At 55.8% G+C, this 17,909-nt stretch carries 15 protein-coding genes; 9 read left to right on the top strand and 6 right to left on the bottom strand.

Annotated elements, in window-relative coordinates:
* Positions 1-88 precede the first annotated feature (88 nt).
* Together rho and WW58_RS07265 are read right to left on the bottom strand one after the other, a co-directional pair.
* On the bottom strand, positions 89-2,068 hold the full coding sequence (rho, locus tag WW58_RS07270) for a transcription termination factor Rho (RefSeq protein ID WP_046436535.1): 1,980 nt from the start codon (positions 2,066-2,068) through the stop codon (positions 89-91).
* Between the two features lie 51 nt (positions 2,069-2,119).
* Positions 2,120-2,875 carry a YebC/PmpR family DNA-binding transcriptional regulator gene (locus tag WW58_RS07265; RefSeq protein ID WP_012419761.1) on the bottom strand — a complete coding sequence of 252 codons (756 nt, stop codon included), beginning with the start codon at positions 2,873-2,875 and terminating at the stop codon, positions 2,120-2,122.
* Between the two features lie 536 nt (positions 2,876-3,411).
* On the opposite strand from WW58_RS07265, the gene WW58_RS07260 reads away from it, so the two are divergent.
* Positions 3,412-4,842 carry a cation diffusion facilitator family transporter gene (locus tag WW58_RS07260; RefSeq protein WP_046436668.1) on the top strand — a complete coding sequence of 477 codons (1,431 nt, stop codon included), beginning with the start codon at positions 3,412-3,414 and terminating at the stop codon, positions 4,840-4,842.
* A 106-nt stretch (positions 4,843-4,948) separates the two neighbouring features.
* Here the strand turns inward: WW58_RS07260 and WW58_RS07255 are convergent, their stop codons facing one another.
* Both WW58_RS07255 and WW58_RS13275 read right to left on the bottom strand, forming a co-directional pair.
* Entirely contained in the window at positions 4,949-6,694 is a 1,746-nt protein-coding gene (locus tag WW58_RS07255) for a cation:proton antiporter (protein ID WP_031930458.1), read from the bottom strand.
* A gap of 242 nt (positions 6,695-6,936) precedes the next feature.
* On the bottom strand, positions 6,937-7,113 hold the full coding sequence (locus WW58_RS13275) for a hypothetical protein (protein ID WP_153816446.1): 177 nt from the start codon (positions 7,111-7,113) through the stop codon (positions 6,937-6,939).
* A 114-nt stretch (positions 7,114-7,227) separates the two neighbouring features.
* On the opposite strand from WW58_RS13275, the gene WW58_RS07250 reads away from it, so the two are divergent.
* Positions 7,228-7,902: a hypothetical protein gene (locus WW58_RS07250; protein WP_046436532.1), complete on the top strand. Its 675-nt coding sequence runs from the start codon at positions 7,228-7,230 to the stop codon at positions 7,900-7,902.
* A 48-nt stretch (positions 7,903-7,950) separates the two neighbouring features.
* Here the strand turns inward: WW58_RS07250 and queA are convergent, their stop codons facing one another.
* Positions 7,951-8,940, bottom strand: a complete 990-nt coding sequence (gene queA / locus WW58_RS07245; protein ID WP_012419765.1) for a tRNA preQ1(34) S-adenosylmethionine ribosyltransferase-isomerase QueA — start codon at positions 8,938-8,940, stop codon at positions 7,951-7,953.
* 94 nt (positions 8,941-9,034) lie between these two features.
* On the opposite strand from queA, the gene floA reads away from it, so the two are divergent.
* The 3 genes from floA to WW58_RS07230 all read left to right on the top strand — a co-directional run bounded on the left by floA (position 9,035) and on the right by WW58_RS07230 (position 11,668).
* Positions 9,035-10,084, top strand: a complete 1,050-nt coding sequence (gene floA / locus WW58_RS07240) for a flotillin-like protein FloA (protein ID WP_012419766.1) — start codon at positions 9,035-9,037, stop codon at positions 10,082-10,084.
* Between the two features lie 54 nt (positions 10,085-10,138).
* Positions 10,139-10,780 (top strand): hypothetical protein, encoded by a 642-nt coding sequence (locus WW58_RS07235; RefSeq protein ID WP_143247098.1) that lies wholly within the window; start codon positions 10,139-10,141, stop codon positions 10,778-10,780.
* 105 nt (positions 10,781-10,885) lie between these two features.
* Positions 10,886-11,668, top strand: coding sequence for a thiazole synthase (locus tag WW58_RS07230; protein ID WP_046436528.1), 783 nt, complete (start codon positions 10,886-10,888; stop codon positions 11,666-11,668).
* Between the two features lie 41 nt (positions 11,669-11,709).
* Here WW58_RS07230 and WW58_RS07225 read toward each other — a convergent pair whose 3' ends face one another.
* A complete protein-coding gene (locus WW58_RS07225; protein ID WP_046436526.1) occupies positions 11,710-13,014 on the bottom strand; it encodes an APC family permease in 1,305 nt (434 codons plus the stop codon).
* 152 nt (positions 13,015-13,166) lie between these two features.
* Here WW58_RS07225 and WW58_RS07220 point away from each other — a divergent pair, with 152 nt between their 5' ends.
* The 4 genes from WW58_RS07220 (at position 13,167) to fbaA (ending at position 17,623) form a co-directional block, all read left to right on the top strand.
* Entirely contained in the window at positions 13,167-13,832 is a 666-nt protein-coding gene (locus tag WW58_RS07220; RefSeq protein WP_046436524.1) for an HAD family hydrolase, read from the top strand.
* A 59-nt stretch (positions 13,833-13,891) separates the two neighbouring features.
* Positions 13,892-15,004 carry an AI-2E family transporter gene (locus WW58_RS07215; RefSeq protein WP_128153451.1) on the top strand — a complete coding sequence of 371 codons (1,113 nt, stop codon included), beginning with the start codon at positions 13,892-13,894 and terminating at the stop codon, positions 15,002-15,004.
* A 3-nt stretch (positions 15,005-15,007) separates the two neighbouring features.
* A complete protein-coding gene (lysA, locus tag WW58_RS07210) occupies positions 15,008-16,297 on the top strand; it encodes a diaminopimelate decarboxylase (protein WP_012419772.1) in 1,290 nt (429 codons plus the stop codon).
* 294 nt (positions 16,298-16,591) lie between these two features.
* Positions 16,592-17,623 (top strand): class II fructose-bisphosphate aldolase, encoded by a 1,032-nt coding sequence (gene fbaA, locus WW58_RS07205; protein ID WP_012419773.1) that lies wholly within the window; start codon positions 16,592-16,594, stop codon positions 17,621-17,623.
* The last annotated feature ends 286 nt before the right edge of the window (positions 17,624-17,909 follow it).

Below are 17,909 nucleotides of genomic sequence, written 5' to 3'. Positions count from 1 at the left end.
CGCTCCTGACTCATCAGGAAAGACAAATGCTTCCCGCTTTTCCGGCCGGAATTCCGCAAGCCTCCAAGGCTCTGCGCCATCGGGGAACCTACGCTTTCTGTTTCAAATCCAGCAGCATCTGGGTATTGCTGGGGTATTTGTTCAGGAAAAACAGGAACCGTTCCATGGCTTCTACGGGTTTATGCCCGGCTAAAGCGCGGCGGATCAGATTCATCTTGTACAGCCATGCTTCCGGCATAATGAGCTCTTCCCTCCGCGTCCCCGATTTCAGAATGTCCACGGCCGGGAAGATATATTGCTCCGCAATGCGGCGGTTCAGCACCAGTTCCATATTGCCCGTCCCCTTGAATTCCTGGAAAATCAGGTCATCCATGCGGCTGTTGGTTTCCACCAGGGCGGTGGCAATGATAGTCAGGGAACCGGCCTGGCGCGTATTGCGGGCGGCGGCAAAAAGGCGCCGGGGCATTTCCAGAGCGCGGGCATCAATGCCGCCGGACATCGTGCGGCCGCTTCCCTTGTCAGCGTTATTGTAGGCGCGGGCCAGGCGAGTAATGGAATCCATCAGCAGGAAAACATGCTGCCCCGCCTCTACAAGCCGTTTGGCGCGTTCAATGCAAAGTTCCGCCATGCGGCAGTGATCGCGCACCCTTCCATCATTGGAAGAGGCGTATACTTCAGCTCCCGGGAGGGAACGTTTAAACTCCGTCACTTCTTCCGGACGCTCGTCTACCAGAAGCACCATCAGGTGAATGGAATCCCTGTAATTCTCCAGAATGGCTTCCGCCATGTGCTGAAGCAGCGTCGTCTTCCCTGCGCGGGGCGGAGAGACAATCAGGCCGCGCTGGCCGCGCCCGATTGGAGCAATCAGATCCAATGTGCGGGTGGTGTAACGCTCCGGCCGGGTTTCAAAAGAAATGCGCTTATTAGGATTGACCGCCTTGAGCTCTTCAAAGTGCGGGTTCTTGCGCGCTTTCTCTGGAGCAACCCCGTTAACGGAGGCAATTTCCGTCAGAAGAATGCCGCGGTCATGACGGCAGGCCTGCCCATGCACCCACACGGCAGGACGCAGACCGAACCTGCGGATCATATCCTGCGGCACATAAACGGCTTCCGCAAAAGCGTCAAAATCATTATCCGGCTTCCTTAAAAAGCCGAACCCCTTATTCGTAATTTCCAGCAACCCGTCCACCGGTTCCGGCGGCGCCAGTTCACGGGGGGCGCTGTTCTGTGGGGTTCCGCCCTCCTGATTATTATTCCAGCGGTTTTTAACCCGGTCATTGCCGTTTCTGCCATTGCGGCCATCCTGGCGGTTATTCCGGTTTTTGTTGAAACGGTCGTTGTTATTCCGGCGGTTCTGCCTGTCAAAACGCTGCCTTTGCGGCTCATTTGTCCGACGCGGCTCCCGGGCGGCATCTTCGGAAAAATCCGCCGCACCTTCCTGCACCACCTTGATGGACGGAACGGAAGCATCCGCCTCCGGCTCCTGTTCCCTCGGTTTCCTCACAAATCTCTGGCGAATAACCTTCGGCCTGCCTTCTGCGGGCTGCTCCGGAACAGAATCGGAAGAATCGGAAGCCGGCTCGGCGGGCGCTGCATGAACGGCAATTTCCGCCTCAGGGCCGGCTGAATCACCGTTCTCCGGAGCAACAGCCTTGGCAACACGCCTGCGCACCGGCTTGACGGCGGCTTCCGTTCCGGAGGCAATCGCAGAGCCGTCAGTTTCCGGAACCTCCTCCACAGGCTTCTTGCGCGGGCGTCCGCGCCGGGGCCTGGCAGGAACATCCTGCGCTTCTTCCACCGGGATTTCAGCACTGCTCTTACGGGAAGTCTTCTTCCCCGGCATATCGACACTTTCCATCCCATCATCCGCCAATTCAGCAACCTTCTTCCTTATCGTCCTCTTGCGGGGAGCCGGGGAAGAATCCTGTTCCGTCCCGGGCACTTCCGCAGCAGTCTGGGGCTTTACCGGAGCTTCCGCCGCAGACTTGGTTTTGCGGATAATACGTTTTTTGGGCGCCGGCTCCGGAGAAACCTGTTCCGGAGTCAAATCTGGGGGGGTATCAGACATGGAAAAGAAAATTGAACTGCAACAACAGGCGTCTCCTGAAGGACAACAGCGTTAACCAAGCTGCTCAAGGATTTCTTCCGCCACATCGAAATTGGAGAAGACGTTCAGCGCGTCATCATAGTCGTCCAGCGCTTCATACAGGCGCAGGGCGGCCTTCGCCGTTTCCAGATCATTAATCACGGAAGCATTCTGCGCCACGGAAATCAGCTTCATGGAAATTACCGTATGCCCGGCTTCACGCAGGGCGGCGCACACGTTGTTCAACTCCGTTGGGCTCGTAACAAACACCCATTCATTGTCGGAATCCCCCTGTTCCACATCATCCGCGCCGCATTCCAGCGCCAGATCCATGGCGGAATCCTCCGTAAGACCTTCCGCCATGATGCGGGCCTCTCCCTTGCGTTCAAACTGGTAAGCCACGGAACCGGGCGTACCGATGCTGCCTCCGTTTTTGGTGAACAGGGTACGCAGCTCGGAAGCGGAACGGTTTGTGTTGTCCGTCGCCACTTCAATCAGGAAAGCCGTGCCTGAGGGGCCGTAGCCTTCATAGGTAATCTCCTGGATGGTAGCTCCTCCCAGTTCCCCGGTGCCTTTTTTGATGGCGCGTTCAATATTTTCCTTGGGGGTGGACACGGCCTTGGCTCCGTCAATGGCGGCGCGCAGGCGCGGATTCAGATCAGGATCTCCGCCGCCGCTTTTGGCGGCCAGCATGATTTCATGGGCAAAGCGGGCAAAAACCTTGCCCTTCTTGGCGTCTTCCTTAGCCTTAACGTACTTGATCTTAGACCATTTATTATGTCCTGACATAGAATTGGGAATAATAGTAAGTGTAGGTGAAAAGAGACAAACTAACAAGTGGAACTGTTCTACAACCCGGGGAACACATTGTCATTTGCAAATACCACGCAGGAAGGGAATCAGGGTGCGGCCATCCGTAAATATATTACAGGTACCGGATACTCTGCCGGGGAACACGCCGCGCACCTTCAGGAGCTCCGGCTACCTCTTGGCAGTCACTCTCAACACACGCAAAATAACGTATTCCCCAGCATTGGCAATACTTTTTTAGGTCACGGCAACCGGCTGCTTTCAGAGTTATCTTCTACCGCCTTCAATTAATTTTTAATATATTTTGATTATTTAAAATAATAAATACTGTTTCTTTAATAGTGAAAATAAAAAAATATATCCGCACAGCAGGCTCCTGTTACGCATCCAGCCCTGATGGTGCAGGGGGTGATTCCGTCATGGGCCAAAGCCTGAGTTCTAACGCCGCCTCTGTTATCATTGACTAAGAAAGGGAGGCGGGCTTAGATATGCCCTTCTTTCTTTTTCCCTGTCTTATGGAACAAGCAGCGCACCAGGAAAAATCACATGCGGCCCTTTCCTCCGTCCTGTGGTCCGCCTTTTTAACGGTCATCAAGCTCTGGGCCGGCATTGTAACCGGCAGCCTCGGCATCATTTCCGAAGCCCTGCACAGCGGGCTGGACCTGATGGCTGCGGCCATGACTTTTTACGCCGTAAAAGTGGCGTCCCGCCCTGCGGACGAAAGCCACCCCTACGGGCACGAAAAGGTGGAGAATCTTTCCGCCCTGGCGGAAACAGCCCTCCTTTTAGTTACCTGCGCCTGGATTGTCTGGGAGGCTGTGGACCGTCTGTTCTACAATGAGGCGGAGATTACCCTCACCTGGTGGGCTTTTGCCGTAGTGGCCGTCTCCCTGCTGGTAGATGTGAACCGTTCCGCCATGCTCCGCCGGATAGCCAAAAAGCACAAAAGCCAGGCCCTGGAAGCGGATGCACTTCACTTTACCACGGATATCTGGTCTTCCGCAGTCGTGCTCCTGGGTCTTTTCTGCATCTGGCTGGCCCATCTGGTCCCTGCGGAATCAGCCTGGCACGGCCTCCTGGAGAGGGCGGATGCCATTGCGGCCCTGTTTGTGGCGGCTCTGGTTTGTTCCGTGGCTTTCGGCCTTGCCAAACGTTCCATCCACGCCCTGATGGACGGCGGTTCTTCCTCCCTGACGCGTCAGGTGCTGGACGCCATGAAAAAGAATGCCCCGGATTATCCGGTCAAACGCATCCGCCTGCGTGACGGAGGCTCGCGCATCTTTGTAGAGCTGGATGTGGAAGCGCCTGCGGAACTGCACGTGGATGACGCCCATGATGTGGCGGAATCCATTGAAGGCATTGTAAAGCATGAATTGCCGGAAGCGGACGTCATCGTCCATATCGAACCGGCGCGGGAGAATCTTTCCAATATGGAGCCGGACATGATTATCCACCGGCTGGCCTTGCGCCACCATGTCCGCATTCACGGTTTTTATGCAGGCCACGGCAAACAGGCCCCCTGTTATTTCATGGATGTGGAAATTCCGGCGGATTGGCCCCTGGAACGCGGCTACCATGTGGTGGAGGCTTTCAGGGATTCCATTCTGCATGAACTCAAGCCGGAAAAGGTAATTTGCCGCATTGAACCGGATTGCCGCGACATGGAAACAGGCGCCATTGCGGAACAGGTTTCTCCGGAGGAAGTGCGCCTGAAGGTAAATCTCATTCTCCAGCAGCACAGAAACATCCGCAAGATCCTCAAGCTGGACCTGACCAGGGAGGACAATTTCCCAACCTTGACCTGCGTGTGTTCCGTGGACGCCTCCCTGACTATCCGGGAATGCCACCAAATCGCCTCGCAGCTGGAAAACCAGATAGAAAACGCACTGCACCACCTGGGGCGCGTTACCGTCATTCTTAAACCGTCCAAGCAGGGCAGAAGTTGAATGACTGTTGCCGGATTCCCGTAAAAACATGTTCCGAATCCAGGAAGGGGAAACGGTGTCCATTCCGGGCATGGGAACCTCTGCCCGGACAAAGCGGAGCCAACGATTATGAATGGCCCGCAACGGAAACTCCGGGCATTTCCCTGTCCAGCTCCGCGCGAATGCGCTGGCGCTCGGAAACGATCTGTTCGTCGTCTGCACCGCCTTCCCGCAGGAAATATTCCGCCATGGACAGGGCTACTTCCGATTCCGAGGAAAAAACCTGGGAAGCGCCGGCTTCCTTCAGTATATCCACGTCCCTCATGTACTTGGTGTGAATCATCACGTCAATATGAGGGTTAAGCTCCAGAGCCACGCCTACTATCTCCTTGGCGTCCGGAATGGAAGCGGAGAGAATCAGGCTTTCCGCATATTCAATGCCCGCATGGCGCAGAATTTCCCGCTGGCTGGCATCCCCGTAAACAATATCCCCTCCCTGCTCCCGTATAGCGGTAACCGTGTCTATGTTCATTTCCACGATGATGACTTCCACCCCGTTGTCATTCAATATCCTCTTAAGAATGCGCCCCGTGGGGCCAAACCCTACCAATACCACGCGCCGCGCATCCGGAGCGGGCAAGGCCATGCTGTTCACGCCCCCCGGGTCCGCAAGCCCTATGCCGCGTTTTTGCAGCCATTTGACTGCAGGTCCAATCTGCCGATACAGGATGGGATTTAAGGAAATGGAGACGACAGCCGCCAGAATGATGGCCTGATTGGCATCCGGAGGCAGGATGTTGTACATGAGACCTATTCCGGCGAGAATGAAAGAAAATTCACCCACTTGAGCCAAGGCCACGGATACGCTCAGCGCCAGCGGCACCGGCCGCCTCAGGCAACGAACAACCACATAAGCCGCCAGCGGCTTGCCGATCATCACCACCCCCAGCGTTGCCAGGGCCAGAGGCCAGCAATCCCCCACGGACATCGGGTCAAACATCATCCCCACGGAAACGAAGAAGAGAACCGCAAAAGCATCCCTCATCAACATGGCTTCCGCCGCCGCGCGCGCGCAGAAGTCCGACTGGCCTACAACCATCCCCGCCAAAAACGCCCCCAAAACCATGGAAGCGCCAAAGAATTCCGCGGAGCACACCGCCACGCCCAGCGCAATGACCAGCACAGCCAGCGTAAACAAGTCACGCGCGCCCGTTCGGGCCACGTACCGCAGCACCAGCGGAATGACTTTTTTCCCGGCAAACAGCGTCAGGGCCACCAGCAGGGCCAGCTTGACGAACATCCAGCCAAGCTCGGAAAGAATGCCGCCCCAGTCTCCGGCGCCGCTCTGGCGCGCTTCCATCACGGCGGGGATGAGAACCAGCAGCAGAATGGTAAACAGGTCTTCCACTACCAGCCATCCCAGGGCCACATGGCCGCCGGGCGTATGGAGGTTCTGGTTGTCTTCCAGCACCCGCGTCAGCACTACGGTACTCGCCACGGAAATCGCCATGCCAAAAACCAGTCCGGAAATCGCGGACCATCCGAACATCCACCCGACCAGCACCCCCAGCACGGTAGCCACGGATATCTGCACAACGGCTCCCGGCACGGCCACTTTTTGCACGGCAATCAAATCCTTCAAATGGAAATGGAGCCCCACCCCGAACATCAGCAGGATAACGCCCAGCTCCGCGAATTGTTCCACCGTATGGGAATCCGCAACAAATCCCGGCGAGTACGGCCCTACCACCACCCCGGCCAGCAGGTAGCCCACCAGCGGGGATAAATGCAGTTTTCTGGCAATAAGGCCGAAAAGAAGGGCAGCGGCCAATCCGCCGACAAAAGTGAGAATAAGGCTGAAATCGTGATCCATACGCGCGTGACAGGGATAAGGGGTATTCTTGACCGCCAAGTCGTTTTTACGCTATCGCGTTTTTACGCTATCGCGTTTTATTTTCCCTCACAAGAACGCATTGCGCCGCATGGAAATGCAGTCGCACTTTTTGCATGAAAAATGGTCCCGGCAAATTTTCATCATACCCTATTTGCGACCGCTTCTAATTAAATTTTCCCATACGGGATTCCTATCAAATGTGTTAGTAAAATTCGTCCTGTTCATTCCCGGGAAGCTGCCGGGTCATTGTCCCGCACTGGCGGTCGGACAAATACCCATACATCACCATCGGCAATTTTTACATCCTGCTGCCGGACAACGGAAATAATCCGCCGGCCCGGAAAATCCAAAGCAGGAACGCCCGCCGGGCAGACACTTTCGTTTTCAGGCTCTTCCATGCTCCATGCCCATACCCCTGAACTTGGAAAAATTGATAAAATACCCCCAATTCCATTTGAATTTCCAGGAAATTAATTTATTTTATATTGGAAATAATTGATTTTTTCAAATCTATGACTGAAGATGCCATATTCAAGGAACAGTGGAACCTTCTTAAGAAGGAGATGGCAATGGGAGACGCTCATCTCCAGCAAAGGCTGGAACAGTTCATTTTCCGGCAATACGGCCGGGCGGTTCTGACGCATTACATTAAAGCCCTTTCCGTCCTGGAGCTCAGCCGCCATTTCTACCTGCGGTTCCGCAGGAGGAGCCGGGCCGTAACGGAACCCATTCTCTACTGGACCGTGCTTGCGGAAACAACCATCCACATGACGCTGGAGGGAGTAAAAGACATGCACCCCTTCATCTCCCTGCCGGCACGTGCCGGCGCAACCTTCCAGCTTGACATGTTAAAAGACTGCTACCTTCTTTATTTGAGGGACCGGGGATATCCCTGCTGGCCCAGGGCCTCCCGCAGAAGCCGCATCATCCGGAACAAATGGAACGCTCCGGAACTGGAAGCCGCCTATTTCCTCCGGTTGTGCCAGAACAGCACGGACCGTCATTATGCCAACGTGATGAACATCCTGCTGGAAGAAATACTGCATATGCTGATTACCCTCCACCAACTCAGGAACCACGGAAAAAACCTGCTGGAACTCAGAAGAAGCCGGAACTCCAATTCTTCCCCGGGCGGCGTTCCGCCGCCGTCCCTCCGCCCGCAGCACCCTCCCGAAGACAGTCTTTAAAACCATCCGCGCTTTTTCCAAAGGATACTTGAAAAAACCGCCGGGACCTTACAAAATCAACATGCAGTCTCCATAGGAGAAAAATCTGTACCGTTCCCGGATGGCTTCCAGATAGGCTTTCATGACCAGCTCCCTGCCCGCAAAGGCGCTGACAAGCATCAGCAGCGTGCTCTGCGGCAAATGGAAATTCGTGATCAGGGCGTCCACCACCTTGTAGTTGTAGGGAGGATAGATGAAGATGTTCGTTGAACCGGAACACTCCCTCAACGGCAGACCTTCCGCCGTTGCCACATGTTCCAGCACCCTCACGCTGGTGGTGCCCACGGCAATGACCCTTCTGGCGTTATTGACTGCCCGGGCAGCGGCTTCAGGAAGAAAAAAATGCTCCGTATGCATCTGATGGTCTTCTATCCTGTCCGCCTTGACGGGACGGAATGTTCCTACCCCCACGTGCAGGGTTAGAAAATCGTGGGGGACGGATGCCAGCAGCTCCGGCGTAAAATGCAGCCCGGCCGTAGGAGCGGCAATGGCCCCTTCATGTCTGGCGTAAACGGTCTGGTAACGCTCCCTGTCGGATGGGTCGCTTTCCCGGTTCATATAGTGGGGAAGAGCCAGACGCCCGTATTTTTCCTCATCCACTTCCCGGTCAAACCGGATAAGGCGGTACCCTTCCTCATCAATGCCTTCCACGGTGCCCACCGCCTCTCCGACCGCAACCGTACGCCCAAGCTTCATTTTGCGTCCGGGGCGCACCATGCACTTCCACAACAGGGGATTAAGAACCTCCGCGCGTACTATTTCAATGGAACCGTCGTTGGAAAAATATCTTGCCGGAACCACCCTGGTATCATTCAGGATAAAATGATCCCCTTCCCGCACATATTCCGGCAAATCGCAAAAATGCCTGTGTTCAATCATGCCCGTATCCCGGTGAATGACCATCATCCGGGACGCGGAGCGGTCCGGAAGGGGACGGTCCGCTATCAGTTCTTCCGGCAGCGGATAATCAAAATCAATGGTGCGCACGGCCAAGTGCATTGCCACGAATCCTCCGAAAGGTCAATATCTTTAAACCGCAGGTAACACAATTATATCTTTACCCTGCTTCGGTTCATATGGTATGGAAGGATACATGAACAACCTGCTGTCAGCAAACATTTCCAACGCAACCGCCTGGGGGACCATTCTGGTCGTCGTCCTCGTCATCTTTCTGGTCATCTTTTTCGCCATCATCGCCAAATTCTTCAAGACATGGCTGCGCGCCCGTCTGGCGAAAGCGCCCGTCTCCATGAGCAACATGCTGGGGATGTGGCTCCGGAAAGTGCCCTATCCCCTGGTGGTGGACACCCGCATTACGGCCGCCAAGGCGGGCCTGGACATCAGCACGGATGAGCTGGAGGCCCACTTCCTGGCCGGCGGCGACATCGTGGACTGCGTGCTTGCCCTGATTGCGGCGGAGAAAGCCGGCATTCCGCTGAGCTACGACCGCGCCTGCGCCATTGACCTGGCCGTGAAAGGCACTTCCAAGACCGTGCTGGAAGCCGTGCGCACCTCCATCAATCCCCGAGTCATCGACTGCCCGAACCCCAGCTCCGGCCAAACGCGCCTGACGGCGGTGGCCCGTGACGGCATTGCAGTGGCGGTGCGCGCCCGCGTAACGGTGCGCACCAACCTGGATCTCTTCGTAGGGGGCGCCACGGAGGAAACGGTGGTCGCCCGCGTCGGGGAAGGCATCGTCTCCGCCGTAGGTTCCGCCCCCTCCTACAAGGATGTTCTGGAAAAACCGGAGGTGATCTCCCGTACCGTAAGCGACAAGGGGGTGGACGCCGCCACGGCGTTTGAAGTGCTTTCCATTGACATTGCGGATGTGGATGTAGCCGGCAATGTGGGCGCCCGCCTCCAGGCCGAGCAGGCGGAAGCGGACAAACAAATCGCCCAGGCCAAAGCGGAAGTCCGCCGCGCCGCCGCCGTAGCCACGGAACAGGAAATGGCTGCAAAAACGCAGGAAATGCGCGCCAAGGTGGTGGAAGCGGAAGCCCAGATTCCCATGGCCATGGCGGAAGCCTTCCGCAACGGCAATCTGGGAGTGCTGGACTACGCCCGTTACCAAAACGTGGTGGCTGACACCAAAATGAGAGATTCCATCGCTCAACCGGATACGCCTCCCTCTTCCATCAAATAAATAAATTCCCTGGTTTCCGGAAAGGCCTGCTTTTTCCGGAAACCTTTATCCTTTATGGATTCACTGGCATACATGCTCGCCTCCGGAGGCGATGACAATAGCCTGAAACTCTGGTTCTGGCTGATTGTCGGGGTGATTTTCCTCATCAAAAAAGCAATCGAATTGTTGAAACCGGATGAAAAAGATGAGGAACCGTCCGTTCCGGACACGGAGAACCATCATGAAAAACGCGTAAGGGAAGTCATTGCGGAAATGCGCCGGGCAACCCCGCAGCCACAGCAAACCCAACCTGCCGCACCGGCCCGCGCACCGCGGCCCTCAGCCCCTCCTGTAGAGCTTCCCTCCCCCGCCGTGGCCCGCAAACCGCAGCCGATCCCGGCGCCGGCGGCTGCACAACCCGAGGAAACAGCCCGGCAGACGGCGCAAAATGTGCTGGAACGCTACGTAAAAGCTACGGAAGAAGCCCGGCAATCCATGCGCTCTCTTTCCGATGCGGAACAGGCGGCTCTGCAACGTTTGCAAAAGAGGGAGATGAAGGAACATCTGCCCGACCTTCTTCCGTCATCAGCCGCAGTGGAATCTCCTTCCCTGAAAAATTCCCTTCACCACCCCAAATCCCTGAAAGCGGCTGTTCTTTATCAGGAAATCCTTGGAAAACCCAGAGCATTACGAAGCGCATCCTTCAGCGGTGAATAAAGAATGGCCCTTCCCGGGCCATGTTCCGTTCAGCCGTCATGCTGCCCCCCTCTTATTCATTCTCCCTTGCCTGAAAAGGTAAGCGGAGGTACCCTCCATCCCGCAATGACAGACACACCTTTGCAGATAGCCGGACGCCAGTTCACCTCCCGCCTGATGGTGGGAACGGGAAAATTTCCTTCCAATGAGAGCATGAAAGAAGCTCTGGAAGCCTCCGGCGCCCAAATTGTGACGGTGGCTCTGCGCCGGGCGGATCTGACGGGTTCCCACGATCCCGCCGCCAATATTCTGGATTTCATTGATCCGGAAAAATACCTCCTTCTCCCCAACACCAGCGGAGCGACTACGGCAGAAGAAGCCGTACGCCTGGCGCGCCTGGCGGCAGCAGCCGGGCTGCCCAACTGGATCAAGCTGGAGATTCACCCGGACGCCCAGTACCTGATGCCGGACCCCATTGAAACGCTGAAAGCGGCGGAAATCCTGGTCAGGGAAGGCTTCACCGTGCTTCCCTACATTAACGCGGACCCCGTGCTCGCCAAACGCCTTCAGGAAGCCGGAGCGGCGGCCGTCATGCCTCTTGGCGCCCCCATCGGCACCAACAAGGGAGTACTGACCCGGGAGTTGATTAACATCATCATTGAACAGGCTATTGTCCCCGTGGTGGTGGACGCGGGGCTGGGAGCGCCCAGCCACGCGGCGGAGGCTCTGGAAATGGGAGCGGATGCCGTGCTCGTCAATACGGCTATCGCCGCCTCCGGCTCTCCCTCCGCCATGGCGGAGGCGTTCGCCCTGGCATGCCGTGCCGGACGCATGGCTTATCTGTCCGGCCTTCCCGCCGTTTCCTCCCAAGCTACAGCCACCAGCCCCCTGACTTCCTTCCTGCATTAAAAGGCCGGGAAAAAGCCCCGGTTTTCTCCCGCACCCATGGGTCAAGAAACTCCGGGAACATTTTTCGCAATCTTCCTGCGTATCAGGAATTCCAGGATGAAGCAGGCGGCTACAAACAGCACAATCAACGGAATCAGATAAGGCTGGCTGAAGAACATCTGGTAAAAGAACGCCCCCAGAATAAACAGCATCAGAAGAAAGCCCAGGATGATAAGCAGCGCATTTCCCTGAGTCTCTTTCCGGAGCCGCCAATGGGCGACGAACACCGCCAGGTAGCTGATCAGAAAACAGGCCCCCGCCAAATTGGCGATGGCTACCAGGTTAAAGGCATTCGTCATCACCAGAATCCCCAGCAAAAGATAGAAAAAACCCTCCGTTCCGTGGCCCCAGAAAGGCTGTTTAAAAATAGCTCCCAGCTGGCCGTTGCGCGCCAGAGCCCGGGAAATGTCCAGCATGCTGAACATGGTGGCATTAATGGCTGATGCCGTAGCAATGAGAGCCGCTACGGATACGGCCATGAAGCCCCACATGCCCAAAACCGGATAGGCGGCCTGCGCTACGGCCGTTTCCGTATGGCTTTCCAGGGAAGTAGCGGGAACGTTGGACAGTACTACGTAGGAGAGTATCAGGTACAAGGCCAGCACAAGGCCAATAGCCATAAAAATGGCTCTTGGCAGCGTCTTGGAAGGATTTTTCAGATTGCCCGCCGTATTGGCCATCATTCCGTAGCCGGCAAATGCGAAAAATGTCAATCCCACGCTGCCCAGCAAACCGTCCAGCCCTTTCACCGGAATGGGATCCGCGCCCACAGGCACGGAAGAACCGAAGCTGGCAAGCATTAAAACCGTCAAAATCAATAATTTGAATGCCACCATGATTACTTCCGACTTTCCAACGGCCCTGGCTCCCCCCATATTCAATGCCCCCAGCAGCAAAATAGCCACGCTGGCAAAAAGGGCCGTGGAATAAATGGTGACTGCCCTGTCCGGTAAAAACAGGCGGGACGCATAGGCTCCAAAGGATTTGGCCACCAGGGCCACGGTAATGACCAGCGTTCCCAGGTAAATAAGGGTCAGTGCGCCGGACAGGGTCTTATGGGAAAAAGCCTCGTTGAAATAATCCATAATTCCTCCGGAACCGGGATAACGGGAACCCAGTTTGGCGTAGGTGTACCCGGAAAGCAGGGCAGCAACGCCTCCCAGAATAAAGGACCAATATACATTTTTTCCCGCCATCAGGGTCGCCTGCCCCATGAGGGCGAAAATTCCCGCTCCCACCATGGACCCTATTCCTAATGCAATGACGCTCCACAGGGACAGATATTCTTTTGGGGCCTTCCCGTACATAAGGGATTTAGAGATACTACAGGAATGAAACGTTGACCTTTCCGCACGGGATGACACGTCCTGCTTATTCATCCGTCCTGCAGCCCCATCATGACTATTCCGGCACGGCTTTCCCCTTGAACCGTCCGTTGTCGGCATGTAGGGTACGGCTGATGATCAAAACCGCCATTTTTGATTTTGACGGAACTCTTGCCGACACCATACCCCTGTGCCGGGAGGCTTTTCGCCGCGCTATCCAGAAGCTGGACGGCAGAATATTGACGGATGAAGAAATCGAACGCCAATTCGGCCCGGACGATCTGGGAGTTATCCAGAAATTGATTCCCGGGAAACCGGAACTGCATGAACGCGGCAGGGAACTATTTATCCACTATTACCGCAAGCTGCACGCAGACCTGGCTCCCGCCCCCTTTCCCGGAACAGCCGAATTGCTGAGCACTCTCCGCAACCTCGGCATTCGGCTGGCCATGGTCACAGGCAAACGCCTGGAAAGCGCAGAGATATCCCTCCAGTTTTTTCATCTGTCCGAATTTTTTCCTATTCTGGAAACAGGCTCCCCGGAGGGAGGCGTAAAACCGGACCGCATCAAACGGGCTTTGTCCCGTCTGAATGCCGTCGCCTCAGAAGCCATCTATATTGGAGACGCCCCCACAGACGTGGACGCATGCCGCTCTGTCCCTATCCGCATTCTCTCCGCAGGATGGGCCGCGGAGGCGGACATCAAAGGCCTCAGGGAAAAAAAGCCGGACTTTCTCCTGACCCGTTTTGAAGACCTGGAACGTTTCTTCCGGGAACATCATGAAAATGAAGGCCTTTAAGATTGCAATCCTGCAGAAAACAGGCTACCATTACCCACCCCGTTAATATCAATCCTTCCATGACTTTTCAGAAAGAATCCGGAAAAGAGGGCCTGAAAATTCTGCTCATGCTCGCCAGCGTCATTATCATCACGGCCGGGCTGCAGGCGGGAAAACCGGTGCTCCTGCCCATCGTTTTATCCGGCTTTCTGGCAATCGTCAGTTATCCGCTGACGACTTTTTTCAAGAGCCGTCTTTGCTTCCCGCACTGGCTGGCAGTGACTTTCACGGTCATCATGGACTTTGGCATTCTGGTGGGCCTGGGCTATCTGGCCCAATACCTGGGGCAGGATCTGGCCAAAACGGTCACGGTCAAATACCAGCCTCTTATGATGGAGAAAATCCATGAACTCCGCGCTTTCCTGATTGAACAGGACTGGAACAACCTGGCTGACCAGATGCTTCAGGAATTTCCGGACCTGCTCAACGGCCAGCGCATCGTGGCGTTTTCCACAGGGGTGATGGGGCAGTTAGCTTCCATGCTGACCTTCACCACCCTGATTCTGATCCTGATGACTTTCTTCCTGGGGGAAGCCCCCCGCTTCCGGGCGAACATCAATAAACTGGGGCATAACAGCGACACAGGCATCCGCAAATTCTCCAAGGCCCTGGCCGGAGTTCAGAAATATCTCATTATTAAAACCTTCATCAGCGCAGTTACAGGGCTTCTGGCTTTCCTGCTTTGCTATTACATGAACGTGGACTTTCCGCTGTTGTGGGGCATCGTGGCTTTCGCCCTCAACTTCATTCCCACCTTCGGCTCCATCATCGCGGCTATCCCCCCCACACTTCTCGCCATGCTTCTGATCAGCCCTACTGCGGGCATCATTGTTGCCGGCGGCTACCTGGTGATCAACACAGCCTTGGGAAACTGCCTGGAACCCATGCTGTTGGGACGACAATTCGGCATTGTGACCAGTATGGTTCTGCTCTCCGTCATCTTCTGGGGCTGGGTATGGGGCCCCATCGGCATGCTGCTGGCCGTACCCATTACCATGTTGATTAAACTCGGGCTGGAAAGCTCCAAGGATCTCGCCTGGATCGCCCAGCTCATTGACAACCCTCCCACTCCCAGATTCCCTCTCCCCCCTCTCCATTCCGGGAAAACCAACGAAAGCACAACCAAGGAATAATCCATGCATTCATTCGCTTACAAAAACGGCACGCTCTACTGTGAAAACGTCAACCTTCAGGAACTGGCGGACAAGGAAAGCACACCCCTGTACGTTTATAGCAAACAAACCATTTTAAACCACTTTCACCGCCTCAGGGAAGCTCTGGCACCGCTTAACGCGGAAGTGGCCTACGCCGTCAAGGCCTGCTCCAACATCGCCATCCTGAACCTCATGGCCCGCAACGGGGCGGGATTCGACATCGTCTCCGGCGGAGAACTCTTCCGCGTCCTCAAAGCCGGGGGAGATCCGTCCAAATGCACTTATGCCGGCGTAGGAAAAACCGAGCAGGAAATCCGTTATGCCCTGGCGCAGGGCATTTATTGCTTCAATGTGGAATCCGAAGCGGAACTGCGGGCCATTAACGCCATTGCCGCCTCCATGGGAGTCAAGGCTCCGGTGGCCGTGCGCGTCAATCCCAACGTAGAGGCGGGAACGCACAAATACATTACTACCGGCAAGGCTGAAAATAAATTCGGCGTGGACTTCGAACGCATTGAATCTCTTTATGAGATGGCGGCCCGCGAACTTCCGAACCTTCATCTGAAAGGGTTGCAAATGCATATCGGCTCCCAGCTTACCCAGGCGAAACCCTTCCTGGAAGCCGTCAGGAAAGTCGCCCCCCTGGCTGCTTCCCTGAAAGAAAAACACGGCATTGAATTTTTCTCCATCGGAGGAGGAATTGGCATCGTTTACCAGGGCACGCTGGATTCCGGCGTTCAGGAATGGTGGAATGAGGACTGCGCCCAGCTCACGCTGAGCACTTACGCCCAGGCCGTCGTCCCCACCCTGCAACCTCTGGGATTACACATCATTGTGGAACCGGGCCGTCTTATCGTAGGAAATGCGGGAGCACTCATCACGCGTTGCCTGTATGAAAAAAACGGGAAAGCCAAAACCTTTAAAATTGTGGATGCAGGGATGAACGACCTCATCCGCCCCGCCCTCTACCAGGGCTATCATGAAATTATCCCGGTCAGAGAACACCCCTCCGGATCCTGCGTCACAGCGGATGTTGTGGGTCCCATCTGTGAATCCGGAGACTTCCTCGCCCAAAACAGGGACATGCCGGACGTGCGCCAGGGAGAACTCCTGGCCGTACTGTCCGCCGGAGCCTATGGTTTTTCCATGTCTTCCAACTACAATTCACGGCCTATGGCGGAAGAAGTCCTGGTGGACGGGGACCAATGGAACGTCATTCGCAGCCGCCAGAGCTGGGAAGACCTCATCCGGGGAGAATCCATTCCGGAATAACATCCCCATCCCGCCCATCTTTAGAATGCCCTTCCAGCGGTAAAACGAAGGAGGGGCATTTCCTTTCAACCGTACTGAATGGAAAACAAGGTAGAATTTTCAAGTCCGCCAAGCCACGCGGAGCTTCTTTCCGGAGACGCCGCACGCTACTGCCGTACGGGCTCCGGTGGACCAGTCCGGCCGCAAGTCACAATGATTCGAACATGAACATGTCCCGCAAGAGCGCTGCAACCCCGGCGTGCGCCTGAGTTCAGCCTTGCCCTCCTGAAAAAAAACACCTATCATATCCCCGTTATGCCAATAGCCACACCAGAACAATACATTACCATGCTTGAAACGGCCAAAAAGGAAGGCTACGCCTATCCGGCCGTTAACGTGACCACGATCGAAGTCATCAACGGCGCTCTCCGCGCTTTTTCCGAAGCCAAAAGCGACGGTATCATCCAGGTTTCCATCGGTGGCGGCAAATTCGCCTCCGGCAGCTCCGTAGGCAATTCCGCCCTTGGCGCCATTGTTCTGGCGGAAGCAACGCGCCGTCTGGCTGAAAAGCACAACGTTCTCGTAGCCCTTCACACGGACCACTGCCAGCCCGAACATGTGGATACTTTCCTGCGTCCTCTGATTGCCGAATCCCGCCGCCGCGTGGAACGCGGTGAAGCCCCCCTCTTCAATTCCCACATGCTGGATGCCTCCACGCTTCCCATGGCGGAAAACCTCAAGCTTTCCCGGGAACTGCTGAAGGAATGCGCCGAACTGGGCATCGTTCTTGAAATCGAAATCGGCGTTGTGGGCGGAGAAGAAGACGGAGTGGACAACTCCGGCCATCCCGCCGACAAGCTTTACACTTCTCCGGAAGATATGCTGATGACGTATGAAGCCCTCGCGCCCCTCGGCAAATTCATGCTGGCCGCCACTTTCGGCAACGTGCACGGCGTGTACAAGCCCGGCCACGTCAAACTGAAACCCAGCATCCTGCGGGACGGTCAGGAAGCCGTGGTAGCCAAACACGGAGAAGCGGCTCGCATGCCCCTCGTCTTCCATGGCGGTTCCGGTTCCGAACTTTCCGATATCCGCGAAGCCGTTTCCTACGGCGTCGTCAAGATGAACATCGACACCGACACGCAATACGCCTTCACCCGCCCGATCGTCTCCCACATGTGCGAACACATCAACGGAGTGCTCAAGATTGATGGCGAAGTGGGCAACAAGAAGGATTACGATCCCCGTTCCTATCTTGCCAAGGGTGAAAAGGGAGTCGCCGCCCGCCTTCAGGAAGCCGCCGACAACCTTATGTCCGCCGGCAAGACCCTCTTTGGCAAAATCTAAAAAGAGTTCCCTCAACGAGTTTAATGCCATGCCCGGTTTCTTAAAAGAAACCGGGCATTTTTTCTGGAAAAACCCGCCAACAGGGTAAGGCGGGAAACGCTTTCACCGAGTATTTATCCCTCTGAGACGACGGGAAAACGAACCGTTCCCCGTCTTCTTCTTTTCTGTCCCCTGGGCTTCTCCGATTACGGGACCATTAACCCGCATTCTTCCGCAAGGAAACCGCTGCGGACAAATAAAACGATAGCCGCACAGGAAAAACCGGAATTATTCATAACAGAACAAG

Origin of the sequence: Akkermansia sp. UNK.MGS-1 (genome assembly GCF_000980515.1) — a bacterium.
In the GTDB taxonomy this organism is placed as follows: Bacteria; Verrucomicrobiota; Verrucomicrobiia; order Verrucomicrobiales; family Akkermansiaceae; genus Akkermansia; species Akkermansia muciniphila.
This window is presented reverse-complemented; position numbering and strand designations above follow the sequence as displayed.

Excerpts from the sequence above, each read along its gene's own strand:
- WW58_RS07230 (WP_046436528.1), top strand. The coding sequence starts at position 10,886 with ATGACAGACACACCTTTGCAGATAGCCGGACGCCAGTTCACCTCCCGC.
- WW58_RS07220 (WP_046436524.1), top strand. The coding sequence starts at position 13,167 with ATGATCAAAACCGCCATTTTTGATTTTGACGGAACTCTTGCCGACACC.
- WW58_RS07250 (WP_046436532.1), top strand. The coding sequence starts at position 7,228 with ATGACTGAAGATGCCATATTCAAGGAACAGTGGAACCTTCTTAAGAAG.
- WW58_RS07225 (WP_046436526.1), bottom strand. The coding sequence starts at position 13,014 with ATGTACGGGAAGGCCCCAAAAGAATATCTGTCCCTGTGGAGCGTCATT.
- WW58_RS07235 (WP_143247098.1), top strand. The coding sequence starts at position 10,139 with ATGGATTCACTGGCATACATGCTCGCCTCCGGAGGCGATGACAATAGC.
- fbaA (WP_012419773.1), top strand. The coding sequence starts at position 16,592 with ATGCCAATAGCCACACCAGAACAATACATTACCATGCTTGAAACGGCC.
- rho (WP_046436535.1), bottom strand. The coding sequence starts at position 2,068 with ATGTCTGATACCCCCCCAGATTTGACTCCGGAACAGGTTTCTCCGGAG.
- WW58_RS07265 (WP_012419761.1), bottom strand. The coding sequence starts at position 2,875 with ATGTCAGGACATAATAAATGGTCTAAGATCAAGTACGTTAAGGCTAAG.
- queA (WP_012419765.1), bottom strand. The coding sequence starts at position 8,940 with ATGCACTTGGCCGTGCGCACCATTGATTTTGATTATCCGCTGCCGGAA.
- lysA (WP_012419772.1), top strand. The coding sequence starts at position 15,008 with ATGCATTCATTCGCTTACAAAAACGGCACGCTCTACTGTGAAAACGTC.
- floA (WP_012419766.1), top strand. The coding sequence starts at position 9,035 with ATGAACAACCTGCTGTCAGCAAACATTTCCAACGCAACCGCCTGGGGG.
- WW58_RS07215 (WP_128153451.1), top strand. The coding sequence starts at position 13,892 with ATGACTTTTCAGAAAGAATCCGGAAAAGAGGGCCTGAAAATTCTGCTC.
- WW58_RS07255 (WP_031930458.1), bottom strand. The coding sequence starts at position 6,694 with ATGGATCACGATTTCAGCCTTATTCTCACTTTTGTCGGCGGATTGGCC.
- WW58_RS13275 (WP_153816446.1), bottom strand. The coding sequence starts at position 7,113 with ATGGAAGAGCCTGAAAACGAAAGTGTCTGCCCGGCGGGCGTTCCTGCT.
- WW58_RS07260 (WP_046436668.1), top strand. The coding sequence starts at position 3,412 with ATGGAACAAGCAGCGCACCAGGAAAAATCACATGCGGCCCTTTCCTCC.